Below are 12,437 nucleotides of genomic sequence, written 5' to 3'. Positions count from 1 at the left end.
GTTAATGTGTGTCAGGAAGCGGTCAGGGTTTCTTCTATGATTACTGTGTTGGTGGGCGTATGTATGATTTTTACATAAACTGCATCTCCAGAATTAAGATAAACTTCAGTACTGGGAATTCTGAACATCACATATTCCCCTGTGGACCACATGCCATCATCATCAACATCTCCCGTTCCAATAGACCCTTCTATTGAGTTATGACTATTATCGAATACATCATCACCACTTACATATTCGGAAGTTGGATTGGGATCATCTCCTTCTATAGGAAAATTATGGAGTGTTCCCACTTTATCATTCTTATCAAATGATACAACAATTTCAATATTACAGACGTCAATTGCTTCTCCGCCTTCATGATACAAATATACTCTTTGATCTTCAAAAGTCTCATCTGCACACCCTTTGCGTACCAGTTCCCCGCTTGAATGAGCCACAAAAGGTGCAGGCTCCTGCATTTCAAAGGCTGTGGCAAAGAAGATCAGAGTGACTCCAAGAACAATGGTTATGGCAATCATTAACATGATGCCGACAACAGGAGAAATTGCTTTTTCATCTTTCATTGTATCATATATCCAAATTGAGAGTGTGTTTACAATATCATTATATTACTCCAAAATAAATATGTCTGTTAAATTTAAAAGATTCTGCAATCATTCCGTACTCATACGAAGTAAGAATGAAATCAGATGCTATAAATCCTAATCGATAACTTTTTATTTTAGTTATTTAATGATAGGATGAAGTCTATTAAGACGTTAAAATCAACAGGAGAGACGATATATATGGTAGCAATAATCAATGTTGACGAATGTATAGGTTGCGGAACATGTGTGGACGAATGTCCATCTGAAGCAATCTCAATGAACGATGAAAACATTGCAGTCGTAGACGCTGAAGAGTGTGTGGACTGTGGTGCATGCGTGGACGTCTGTCCAACCGAAGCAATCACAATGGAATAATTAGTCCATTTTCCCTTACTTTTTTGAACAACTTTGCCGGGTAAATCCTATGTCTGAAGAGGGAATCTATTGCGTAATCAGGAATTACAGAACTACTTCCTATTCTTCGGATGTCACGGAATTGGACATAGAGCGATTGTATCAGGCATACCATTTATAAAGGTAGAAAAATGCAGCCTCAAATAACATCTTTTTTCTACAAAACGGCTGTATTTTTTTCTCATCCCTATTTTGCATCCAGTATAACTATAAATTCTCATGCACAATATCCGGAGGAGCATTCATGTTATTCGTAATATCCATAGGCGGGTCCGTCCTTGCCAGAGACCTAAATCCAGAAAGATTCAAAAAGTATGCAAGTATGCTGGAAGAGCTTTCTCAAGAGCATTCCATTGTAGTCATAACAGGCGGAGGTGTTGCAGCCCGCCAGTATATAGAAACTGCCAGGCAGATAGGGGCGAATGAAGTGACCTGTGATTTCATAGGGATTGATGTAACCCGCCTCAACGCACAACTCCTGATAGCTGCCCTGGGGAAAAATGCATATCCAGAACCACCTCAGAGTTACAGGGATGCAGAACTTGCCCTGTCCTCCGGCAAAATCATTGTAATGGGAGGCGTAATCCCGGGACAGACCACCGATACGGTATCCGCTGTACTTGCCGAGTATCTGGGAGCTGAGTTGATGGTGATTGCAACTTCTGTGGATGGCGTATATTCAAAAGACCCGACAACATCCCCTGATGCTATAAAATTTGATGTAATGACTCCAAGAGAACTGCTTGATGTGGTAATGTCCACCGAAATGAAAGCCGGTTCAAAATCCCCTGTCGACCCCCTGGCTGCAAAGATTATCGAGAGATGCAATATTGAAACAATTGTTATGGATGGTTCCAGTGAAGGGGATATTTACAAAGTCGTAATGCAGGAAAAAATAAAGAGTGAACCTGTCGAAGGAGAACGTGTGGGCACACGGATCAAGAGCTGATTGGCCAATTTGCTGGATTATTTATAAATAATAGTATTTTACGGGCTCTGTAGAAAACTATTCTCTACCTCAAGTCAACTTATGCAGGACATGTTCACTTCATCCATGCCATCACCTGATGGCGTTGATACCGGTATCGGGATGATCCTGTATACGGATGTGGGAAGCCTGGAGACCCTTTCCCTCCTGGTCCTTCTTATCATAGCGGTCCATGCCCTTATATCTGCTCTGATGATCCGGGTTGTGGATGGAGGACATCCTCTGGTCGGAGCTACTGATTTTGTGATTATGATGTGGATTGGCGGAGGAAGTGCCGTGGTTAACAGGAAAGGGAATTGCCTCCCTGCTGGCCGTGACCTGAAAATCAGGAATTGGATTGTACGTAGTACACCAGAAATTCTGTTACTTCTGCCGTTGTAGAGTTGCCACCCAGATCAGCAGTCTTTATATTTTCATTAACAGAAGTCTCCACCGCTTCCCTGACAATGCGGGCCTGTTCAGGCCTATTCAGCCAGTCCAGCAGCATGGCCACTGAAAGTATGGCTGCAATCGGATTGGCCACACCTCTGCCTGCAATATCGGGAGCACTGCCGTGTACCGGTTCAAAAAAGGCCTGTTTTTCTCCAATGTTGGCACTGGGCAGTAGACCCAGACTTCCCACAAGCGCCCCGCCGAGATCACTGAGGATATCCCCGTACAGATTGGGAGCCACAACCACATCATATTTTTCGGGAGAACGCACCATATCATAGGCCATGGCGTCTACGAGCATGGCGTCGTGAATTACGTTGTGGACTTGGGCAACATCCCTGCAGGTATTGAGGAACAGGGAATCCGCCTTGATCACATTGGATTTATGGACAATGGTCAGATGATTGGCTCGTTTGGCGGCATATTCACAGGCCACCTGTGCAATGCGTTCAGAAGCCCGGCGGGTGATTATACGCTTGCTCCAGGCTTCATTCTCGCCCACTTGCTCGATGGAAGAATACAATCCTTCGGTGTTTTCCCGCACCACCAGAATATCAAAATCAGTGTTGCCTGTGGCACCTTTAATTCCCTTTATGGGTTTTAAGGGCCTTATATTGGCGTAGAGGTCCAGTTCCCGGCGGATGGTCAGCAGTACACTTTTGTAATTGGGATCTGCCGGAGTTGTAACCGCCCCGAACAGAATACAGTCACAATCTTTCAGGATTTCAAGATCTGCAGCCGTGATCGCCTGACCGGTCTTTTCCCATTTGCCAAGCCCCAGTTCCAGAGGGATTTTTTCTATAGGCAGATCGAAGCAATCCAGCACCTGCAAGGCCGCAGGAATTACCTCTTTGCCCACACCATCCCCTTCAATTACAGCCAGTTTCATGCGTAATCCTTCCTTAGCCTGTCCACAAGTTCCCTGATCATGTTTGCCACATCAAATTCGGAAGCACCCCAGTGCACGGTTGCCCCGGGATAACCATTGATTGTAACCTGCCCGGCATTCTCAGCCCTGCAACAGCGGGCGATGAAGGGCCCTGTGGGTCTGACAATATCACTGGTGAAGGGGCAGAGACTAATAAAATCATATTTCAGCCCCGGGAAGCAGGATTCGAAAAGAGAGCGGGAAATTTCGCAACCCACAAGTAAAGAGCCGGATTTTTCGATCACATCATTATCCAGACATTTGCCTTCAAGGCCAGAGGAAGAACAGGGGAAGACCGTATCCGGACCACTGAAGCGGGTCAGATCGATCGTGTTTTCTTTGAACGTGATTGTGAGGTCGCCGAAGATGCCCGAAGTTTCCAGCCGGCGCACGACATCGGTCAGCCAGGAAGGGTGAGGAGGAGCGATATCCAGGATTTCAAGTTCCAGAATTGCTGAAGGGTCGGGTTCATGGACAAAGGTCACATGATTGTCGATTCCCGTAAAGATGACCGTGGTTATACCGTTTTTACACAATTCTGCAGCCTTTTGAATCAGGAGGGAGCGGTCCTTGATATTGAGTTTCTCCGGGAAACTTACAATATTTTCCGGTTTTGCCAGCATTTCCACGGATTCGGCTTTACGTAACAGGCCTTCACCGCTGTGTTCCACCTGATAGAGCCATTTGTTCCCATTACATTTCTCCACAAGCATGTAGTGGGTCAGAAAATAAATGGGCTCTTTTGAATCCTCATCTGGATGGATATGGGTTACACCCACATGTTTGTATTCTTGAGGGAATATCATGGATTTAGCCCTGCTGCTGTTTTCTGCGATGCTCGACAAGCCCGCCGTCACTCAGTATTTCCAGCAGGAAATCGGGGATCTGCTGGCCCCTGTAAATTCTGTCTGCCACTTTCACAGTGCCTTCAGAGAGATTAATTTCCAATTCATCGCCTTCCCCACATTCCACATCTGCCTCGATCAATGGCAGACCTACATTGATGGAATTACGGAAAAAGATACGTCCGAAGGATTTAGCAACCACACAGCCCACACCTGCATGTTTGAGCGCCAGGGGAGCCTGTTCTCTGGAAGAGCCACAGCCAAAATTGTTGCCGCCGACAATAATGTCACCGGGAGATACTTTGTTTGAAAATTCGGGGTCGATGCCTTCCATGGCATGATCGGCAAAGACCTGCATATCGGTGGTGCGCAGGTATTTACCCGGGATGATTACATCGGTGTCCACATCGTCACCGAAGATCCATGCTTTACCTTTAATCACTTTGTCCAATCCTCTCACCTGCTTAGGGATACCTCTTATCTCTTATTTGTAGATAGCGAATTATGCATGATTGTAGTTGTATGCAATGTGCGCCTTATTTCTTCTGATAGCCAAACAATTTGTCATAGGCGGCATGATCAACAATGTCTACTATCATCACAAGAATAGAATTACTGCTGTCTGGATCTTTTTTTAGTGTATATAGTAATCTCCAAAAATGAGGTAATTCCAGCCGGAATAGATTCGTTATGCCATAATTTTTGAGATATGTATCAGGAATAAGTTTTTTACTTATGGGTTGCCCATAATGTACATCCCTCTTGAGAATATCGGTTTTGTTTCGGATTGCTTTCACAATAGCCATTTCAACTTTGGAGTCGGATGCCTTCTCTTGCAGCCAATGATAACTATCAGCCGCGTTGTCGATCAGGACTATCCGAACCTCTTTCATAGCTCAATGCCTCGAGATATCGCTTTGTTGAGCCCGGGGTGATCATTGTGTATCCAGGTAATACCTTTGATGGTCACTGCAATCTTATCACTTTCTTCCAGATATTCCAGAATGGTCGTGAGTGTATTATGATTGACCTGTTTGGGCAATTTCCTTTTCAATTCGGCAACAGATATTATGCTTTCATCCATATTCCGGAGGGTTTCTTCTACCATTTTGATGGTATTCAAAGTCGGTGAACGGCTTTGTTTATTTAACGGTGCTGTCGTGTTCATAAGTAATCTTCCCCTTCTTATTATCCAATACCCAATTGATATCAATTGATAATTAATAAATACGCAACCATAACTATATAGCACTTTTGCTGCTTTAATCCAACGTTGACAGTCAAAATTAATAAAAGAATTCCTGGCTTTGTTGTATTAGATCAAAAATACAACAAAAGTAAAGACCATATAAGATTATTCCGAGTCATGGAAAATCTGCATATTTGAGGAGGTAGTTGAGTATTTGCTTCAGTCGCTTTTTTCCATCACAAAAACAATCAGCTTGTCACCATTAATACTCAAAATTACCCTGTATTCCCCTATTCTTAGTGAGTATAAAGGAGATTTCGGGGAACCTTTGAGTTTTTTTACATAAACTTTGGGATTTACCTATATTTCCTTAATGGCAGCAACTACCCTTTTTGCCATATTAACAGGTAATTTCTGTAAATCTTTTCTTGCACCCGGCGAATACAGGATAGTATACATTAGCGAAGCTCCAGTTCAGCTTCTATTTCTTCCTGTGTGTAATATTTTCCTTCCTTGAGATCGTGAAGAGCTTCTTCAACTCTTTTAAGAGTATCTTCACTCAAAGGCTCCTCATCATAAGCCATCCCAACAAGTCTGGAAAGAACCTCATTATATGACTCCCTGGGAAACAGTTTCAGGTTATCAAGATTGTTTTTTACTTCAGAATCCACTTTAATTGTAGTTGTTGTCATATACTTGAGTATACTATATAAATTAAACGTGATGAGAAATCGGACTAAATGAGCCAGTATCAATAAATTTCCTTGACCCTTCCGACACTGCCATCTTCCAGTTGTACTTTTATGCCGTGGGGATGGGATGAAGATTTGGTGAGAATTCTTTTGACAATACCTCTGGTTATTTTACCACTCTTCTGATCCTGCTTTAGAACGATTCCTACGTTTAACCCTGGCTTGATATTCTTTCTGTTAGTGCCTGCATTCATGGTCTGAAGGTGAGCCTGTAGGCATATAAGGGTGTTTATTGATGGAAAAAAGTGGCAATTAGAGTAGGTTATTCTATTTTGTGGAGAATCTGCATTATTTGAGGCTCTATTTGAGGGATTTCTTCAGTAGCTGTTTTCCAGAGAATATCCATATCAATTCCAAAATAGGCATGTATCATTTTATCACGCATTCCTGCTATATTTCTTCATGGAATAGAAGGATATTCGGTTTTAATTGATTCTGGAATGTTTTTTGTTGCCTCACCTATGACCTCAATTGCTCTGATTACAGCAAACTGGGTCTTTTCATCTTCAATGAACTGCCAATAGGTCAAATCACCTGTAAATTCACCCACTTTATCCATAGCGTAGAGAATATCTTTGAAATAATCAGTAGTTTGACGTTCATTCTTCATACCGGTGTGGCCTCATTCAGTATATTTTTCCCGATATTTGGCTTTAAAGCCTTTTTGTGCACAAGATCAACTTTAATTCCTAAAGTATCAGAAAGATAGTTTTCAAGTTCAATGAACTCGAGCAATCCCGGGGTTTCGCTGAATTCTACCAGTATATCAAGGTCACTACTACTTGTTTGTTCTCCCCTGACATAAGAGCCGAATATGGCAAGAGAGCGAACATTATATTTTTCCTTTAACTCCGGCAGCATTTTATGGAGGTGCTTTTTGTAAGTATCAATTGCATTGTTTTGTGAGACCATAGGTACCTGATTGTTTTGTTTTAATTATATTAATTGATATCGACAACAAAAAAAAAAGAAATTAAAAAATCAGAAAATGGAGAATAGAGGCCTTAGACCTCTATTTCTCCACCATTCAAAACAGCCGATTCGCTTACCCGTACGGATTCGGTGGTATTCCCGAAGGAAACCTTGTAGGAACCTGTGGGTGCGGTATCGAATTGCGTCTGGCCTGTCATTGGGCCTTCCGTCGAGTAGGGCACCACGAATTCATAGGTGCCATTCGTGGCTGTGGTGGACCGGGAATACTCAAAGGTCCGACCGGTGGTGGTGCGGATGGTATTTGTGATGGTTACCTTTTCACCTGCAGGTGCCTGTCCTGTGATAGTGGCACCGTCCACATATTCGAATATCTTCACATAACCAGTATTCACCATTTCGAGATTACCACCAAAGAGGACATTGTAGACCTGTTTGAAGCCAGTTTCAGCGGTATTGGCAGCAGGGGTCTCATGCACCATGCGGTACTGCTCAAGACCATTCCCGTCAAAGATGTGCAGCCGGGCTTCCATGGTGTTGAAGTAACGTTCTCCGGGAACAGTCTGGGTACCCTGGGCGGTCTGGGCCTGTACATAGTAATTATCGGTATCCAGAGTCCAGGCAGCCATGGCATAAAATTTGCCGGTGGCCATCGCCACATCGGAGACCACGTAACGTGCCCCTGCCTTTTCAGGGTCGGGATGGACGGCTTCCAGTACTGCTGTAGCCTCTGCTTCAGAGGGGGCGGTAAAGAAGGTGGATGCACCTGGTCTGTTCTCTTCATCCATACTGTTGCGCCTGCCACCGATACCCTGCTGGAAAGGATTGGCGTTGGGAATCCTGTGGCCGATCACTTCTATCCAGTGGCCGTAGTCCCACCAGGACATCACACCGTAGGCTTCATCGGGATAGGGATAAAGTTCACCTTCAGGAGGTTGCTCATAACTTTCATAGTAATCCAGACCGGGATCCGGTGTATTGTATTTCATCCACTGCGTGGCCTCGATCCAGTAACCATTGGGCCCGCCTGTACCCTGATTCTGCTGTGTGGAGAGGTCATAGGACGGATAGGCCAGTACCAGCACCACCAGTACCAATGCCAGGGCATGGACCGGTTTGATCTGTTTGAGCCAGTCGCTTATACTGGATGTCGCTTGTGCAAAGGGACTCCGGATATCTTTCCAGCCTGCCAGGTCCAGCACCTTGATTCCCAGATAAGCCGAAAGGATGGCTGCATTGACCGAGTAGTAGTAGGCGAAACGGTTCTGCTGCAGCATGGCCCAGATGATCATCACAGACCAGACGATCAGGAAGGTCTGCTCCCGGTTGTTGCGGCGATAGATGGCAACATAGGCCAGGATTGCCAGGGCGAAGAAGGAGAGGATGCCTGCCAGGGCAAAGTTGTACCAGAGAGGTTGCAGGGTAAACTGTCCGCCACGCATGAGGAGAGGGGAGGCTTCTGCGATTGTGAGGCCGCCGCCTGTGCGCATGAAGTAACTGAAGACACTGGTCACCAGAGAGTAAGCGGATTCGGAGACCACACGGGCCAATAAAATGCCTCCACCGAATAGAACAGCAATGGATAGAGGATAATAATAACGGTTCAATTGTTTTTCTCTCATATAATACGAAATTATAGAAAGTATAGGGAATGCAACAAGTCCAGCAAGAAGAGCCTTTATCTGCAGCTCTTTGGTACCTCCGATTGCAGGAGTAAGCAGAACCATTACTAGTGCCACGATAAATATTGCCATTCCACCGATGGCCAGATATTCCGTGGAGCGCCCATGCAGGTGGTCAATAATGTGTTGAGCCGTGATGTAGACACCGATTATGAAACTGAAGAACAGGGCCCCTTTCCAGGCTAGAGTGTAGGCACCCAGGAAAAACCCTGTAAGCAGGAAATAGGGAAGAATAGGGCGGATTTGTGAAAAACCATTCTCCCTGAGATGGGATAATGTAAAATCACTGGATTCACTGCGTCTCAATCCTGCAATCAAAAACATTGCCACAACCGTGCTGAGCAATGCCTCAGCGATGTGGTGATCGTTAAAACCAATTATAGCACGTGAGAGGAACTGCCCCGGAGCCAGTGCAATGAGAAAGGCTGCGAGCAGTCCGATGCGGCGATCATTGAAGGCCCATTTGCCGACAAAGTATGTGGGAATGACAACAAGGGAGCCGAGGAAAGATGGATAATAGGCACAGATAGTCTGTGTGAGTTCAGTGGAGGGATCGCCGAAACCGATAATCCAGATCAATGTGGCAAGCACCATGTCAAAGAGAGGGGCAAAGACCTGATCTGTGCCGTGAGGGTATTGGGTATAGGCGTCAAACCAGAGCATCGAGGGGAAATTATGCAGAATGGATTCCACATTTCTCAGGTGATACCAGGGATCATTCCCCCCGAAACGCACGAAGTTCTCGGATATGAATACGCTTTCTGCAGGGACGGTTCTGATATAAAAAGCTATTAAGAAAACAATAAAGAGTAAAAGGCCAATGAAGGCGTGTGTTAGATTTGGAACTTTACTGCGCATAAGACCACTCGATTTGCTCAATTTATATGTGGTGCAACTTATTTATGATGTGATATAAGAGTTTTGATTATAGAAACGTTACCAGGAATAATAGTTACTTCATAATCCCAAACATTATATCCCATTCACACCCTAATCCAGACCAATGAACTCCCTACTCATCGCAGCAATAATATTCACCGCCATCCCGGTTATTACATATCTTATTTACATCCTGGCCATCCTTAGATCCCCCAACTCAAAAATCCACACGCCTAATTCCCAGCCTCCGATCACAGTGGTAATTCCCACCTACAATGAAAGCGAGGTCATCGAACACCGCATCAAAAACCTTGTTGAAATGGATTATCCTGCAGAAAATATTCATGTGATTGTAGTGGATGACCAGTCCACAGACAATACGGTAGGGCTGGCGGCAGAGGCTTTTAAAAAGTATGACCTATCCGGCGAAGTGATCGTGAAGGAAAAACGTAGCGGTACCAATGCCTCGGTGAACATGGGAGTAGGAGAGGCAACTACCGATTTTGTGGTGACAACGGATGCAGATGTCACCTTTGAGCCTGATGCGGTAAACCACGCCCTGGGCCGGTTGCTCAGCGATGAGAAGATCGGAGCGGTCTGTGGGGAGCTGGAACCCATCGCTCGCAGGGATTCCTTTACCACCCATTCCGAGAAGGCTTACAGGGATGTTTATGGGAAGATGTGTTCCTGGGAAAGCGGCCTGCATTCCACCTACTGTTTCAACGGACCTCTCATTGTGCTGAGGAAAAAAGCATTTTCTCCGATCCCCGAAACAAAAGGAGCATCCGATGCAGGCATGGCGTTGCGCATCATCCGCAATGGCTACCACTGTCTTTACGAATCCTCTGCCCGGTTCTCTGAATATATCACCAATGACATGAGCCAGCAGCGCCGCCAGAAACTCAGGCGTTCGGCACGATTGCAGGAAGCCACTCTGCACAATCTCGGTCTGATCTCACCAAAATATGGAAAATTCGGAATGTTCGTGCTGCCCCTGAGATTTATTATGTTCTTCATAGCCCCTGCCTCATTTTTCCTGGCAGTGATACTCTGGTCGGTTGTGCTGGGTGGGATCAATATTTTCTGGGGCATCGGAATATGGGTTCTGTTTGGCCTGGCACTGCTCTCAGGGCAATGGAAATCCAATCTTGTATCTTCATTTATCTGGCACCAGATCTACCTGCTGATAAGTCTTGTCTACATGTCCAAGGGAGTACATGTCTGGCAGGCGATTGAAAGGAAGAAAGTATAAGCAGCGATACAAATATCTCTCCTGATTTACATCAATTAGTTTGCAGAAATATTTCAAAGGTAAGGGAAATATGGAACAAAATCAGCCAACATTGATGATCAAAATAATCACCACAGTAACTTTTTTGGCAATGATTATTGTCAATTCACTGGGCCAATGCTCTCCCGATCAATGAACTCACTACCGGCCAGATATCGGATTTCTATCCCAACCTCTTTGCCCCGGCAGGCTGGACCTTTGCAATCTGGGGACTCATCTATATGCTGCTGGCAGGATATACACTATATCAGCTTGGAGTATTTCAGGACAATACGGATACTGCCAGAGGTAAATTACTAAATAAAATAGGAATTCTCTTCTCAATTTCCTCCATTGCCAACGCCACTGTTCTTCTTGTCAGTTTGAACTGGCAGGGGGTTTGGTTTACCTGAACCCATATGGGCATCTATTGTGATTATTCTTGGCTTTCTTATAGGAGCCGTGACAATGCTGAAAAACAGGGATGTTGCCTATGGCCTTGTTATTGTGTGGACTTATGCGAGCATATTGTCCAGGCACACTTCAACTGATGGATTTGGTGGGCAGTATCCCCTGATTATCCACAATTGTCTGCATTGGATTGCTACTTCTTGCCGAAACCGATCTGTTGATTTCAAAAAAGGGAATGAGAAAAAGAGGTTTTTAGCACAAAGGTCCTGATTTGCTGCAGGGAATACATTCCATAAAATCAGTAACCGCTTCAGCCCAGCTTCTCCATATGCCCCAGAATCTCGTCCCTCATCCCTTCATCCTTCAGGGCAAAATCCAGGACAGCCTTCACATACTCCACCTTATTGCCGGAATCATATCGCTGGCCGGTAAACTGGTGCGCATACACCTTCTGTGAATCATTGAGCAACCGGATCCCGTCGGTCAGCTGGAGCTCGCCATCCACGCCTTTGGAAGTCTGCTCTATGCAATCGAATATCTCCGGAGTGAAAACGTAACGCCCGATGGCACCGATATTGGAGGGAGCCTCCTCCACAGAGGGTTTTTCCACGATATCATCCAGGGCATACAGGTGGTCATCCACAGGACTGCCGCTTATTATCCCGTAACTGCTGACCTTATCCTGTGGCACTTCCTCCACCGCGATCGTGGAGCGACCATATTTGCGGAAGACATCGATCAACTGACGGGTGCAGGGTTTCTCGTTGACAATGATATCATCGCCCAGCAGCACTGCGAAAGGATCGCCGCTGACATGCTTGCGAGCGGTCATTATGGCATCCCCCAGTCCATTGGGCTCTTTCTGGCGGATGTAGTGGATATCCACCATGGAAGAGATCTCCTGTACCATTTCCAGCATATCATACTTGCCCCGGGCCTGCAGATGCATCTCCAGTTCAGGACAGCCGTCAAAATAATCCTCAATCGCCCGCTTGTTGCGCCCGGTTACAAATATGATGTCATCTATCCCGGATTCAATGGCTTCCTGCACCACATAATGGATCACGGGAGTGTCAATTATCGGCAACATTTCCTTGGGCATTGATTTTGTAACCGGCAGGAAACGG

The 12,437-nt window shown here is 45.3% G+C and carries 16 protein-coding genes and 1 pseudogene; 5 read left to right on the top strand and 12 right to left on the bottom strand.

Annotated features, from left to right (window positions below; translation table 11 throughout):
• Positions 1–11 precede the first annotated feature (11 nt).
• Entirely contained in the window at positions 12–566 is a 555-nt protein-coding gene (locus CI957_RS07350) for a type IV pilin (protein WP_128754578.1), read from the bottom strand.
• A 222-nt stretch (positions 567–788) separates the two neighbouring features.
• On the opposite strand from CI957_RS07350, the gene CI957_RS07345 reads away from it, so the two are divergent.
• The 3 genes from CI957_RS07345 to CI957_RS07335 all read left to right on the top strand — a co-directional run bounded on the left by CI957_RS07345 (position 789) and on the right by CI957_RS07335 (position 2,373).
• Positions 789–965 (top strand): 4Fe-4S binding protein, encoded by a 177-nt coding sequence (locus CI957_RS07345; RefSeq protein ID WP_096712530.1) that lies wholly within the window; start codon positions 789–791, stop codon positions 963–965.
• 283 nt (positions 966–1,248) lie between these two features.
• Positions 1,249–1,953 carry a UMP kinase gene (gene pyrH / locus CI957_RS07340; protein ID WP_128754577.1) on the top strand — a complete coding sequence of 235 codons (705 nt, stop codon included), beginning with the start codon at positions 1,249–1,251 and terminating at the stop codon, positions 1,951–1,953.
• A gap of 81 nt (positions 1,954–2,034) precedes the next feature.
• A complete protein-coding gene (locus CI957_RS07335) occupies positions 2,035–2,373 on the top strand; it encodes a hypothetical protein (protein ID WP_132130913.1) in 339 nt (112 codons plus the stop codon).
• On the opposite strand, the gene CI957_RS07330 is transcribed toward CI957_RS07335, so the two are convergent.
• The 10 genes and pseudogenes from CI957_RS07330 to CI957_RS07280 all read right to left on the bottom strand — a co-directional run bounded on the left by CI957_RS07330 (position 2,318) and on the right by CI957_RS07280 (position 9,608).
• A complete protein-coding gene (locus CI957_RS07330) occupies positions 2,318–3,313 on the bottom strand; it encodes an isocitrate/isopropylmalate dehydrogenase family protein (RefSeq protein WP_128754575.1) in 996 nt (331 codons plus the stop codon). The genes CI957_RS07335 and CI957_RS07330 overlap by 56 nt on opposite strands.
• Complete coding sequence (locus CI957_RS07325; RefSeq protein ID WP_128754574.1) at positions 3,310–4,158, bottom strand: hypothetical protein; 849 nt, start codon at positions 4,156–4,158, stop codon at positions 3,310–3,312. Before CI957_RS07325 ends, CI957_RS07330 begins: the two co-directional genes overlap by 4 nt.
• Before the next feature lie 4 nt (positions 4,159–4,162).
• Positions 4,163–4,648, bottom strand: coding sequence for a 3-isopropylmalate dehydratase small subunit (locus CI957_RS07320; protein ID WP_164909055.1), 486 nt, complete (start codon positions 4,646–4,648; stop codon positions 4,163–4,165).
• Positions 4,649–4,733: 85 nt separating this feature from the next.
• Positions 4,734–5,090 (bottom strand): hypothetical protein, encoded by a 357-nt coding sequence (locus CI957_RS07315; protein ID WP_105460442.1) that lies wholly within the window; start codon positions 5,088–5,090, stop codon positions 4,734–4,736.
• Positions 5,087–5,365: a hypothetical protein gene (locus tag CI957_RS07310; protein WP_105460441.1), complete on the bottom strand. Its 279-nt coding sequence runs from the start codon at positions 5,363–5,365 to the stop codon at positions 5,087–5,089. The genes CI957_RS07315 and CI957_RS07310 overlap by 4 nt, the downstream gene beginning before the upstream one ends.
• Before the next feature lie 479 nt (positions 5,366–5,844).
• On the bottom strand, positions 5,845–6,078 hold the full coding sequence (locus CI957_RS07300; protein ID WP_096712525.1) for a hypothetical protein: 234 nt from the start codon (positions 6,076–6,078) through the stop codon (positions 5,845–5,847).
• A gap of 59 nt (positions 6,079–6,137) precedes the next feature.
• Positions 6,138–6,332, bottom strand: a complete 195-nt coding sequence (locus tag CI957_RS07295; protein ID WP_096712524.1) for a YwbE family protein — start codon at positions 6,330–6,332, stop codon at positions 6,138–6,140.
• Between the two features lie 68 nt (positions 6,333–6,400).
• Positions 6,401–6,697, bottom strand: a pseudogene (locus tag CI957_RS07290) (DUF86 domain-containing protein).
• Positions 6,698–6,744: 47 nt separating this feature from the next.
• A complete protein-coding gene (locus CI957_RS07285) occupies positions 6,745–7,050 on the bottom strand; it encodes a nucleotidyltransferase family protein (protein ID WP_096712522.1) in 306 nt (101 codons plus the stop codon).
• A gap of 92 nt (positions 7,051–7,142) precedes the next feature.
• Positions 7,143–9,608 carry an oligosaccharyl transferase, archaeosortase A system-associated gene (locus CI957_RS07280; RefSeq protein ID WP_128754573.1) on the bottom strand — a complete coding sequence of 822 codons (2,466 nt, stop codon included), beginning with the start codon at positions 9,606–9,608 and terminating at the stop codon, positions 7,143–7,145.
• 145 nt (positions 9,609–9,753) lie between these two features.
• Here CI957_RS07280 and CI957_RS07275 point away from each other — a divergent pair, with 145 nt between their 5' ends.
• Entirely contained in the window at positions 9,754–10,881 is a 1,128-nt protein-coding gene (locus CI957_RS07275; RefSeq protein ID WP_128754572.1) for a glycosyltransferase, read from the top strand.
• 137 nt (positions 10,882–11,018) lie between these two features.
• Positions 11,019–11,312, top strand: a complete 294-nt coding sequence (locus CI957_RS10890) for a hypothetical protein (RefSeq protein ID WP_241645995.1) — start codon at positions 11,019–11,021, stop codon at positions 11,310–11,312.
• Between the two features lie 308 nt (positions 11,313–11,620).
• Here CI957_RS10890 and galU read toward each other — a convergent pair.
• Positions 11,621–12,437 (bottom strand): UTP--glucose-1-phosphate uridylyltransferase GalU (gene galU / locus CI957_RS07265; RefSeq protein ID WP_128754571.1); only part of this gene is annotated, 817 nt, incomplete at its 5' end.

The organism is Methanohalophilus sp. WG1-DM, from assembly GCF_004104135.1.
Taxonomy (GTDB): domain Archaea; phylum Halobacteriota; class Methanosarcinia; order Methanosarcinales; family Methanosarcinaceae; genus Methanohalophilus; species Methanohalophilus euhalobius.
This window is presented reverse-complemented; position numbering and strand designations above follow the sequence as displayed.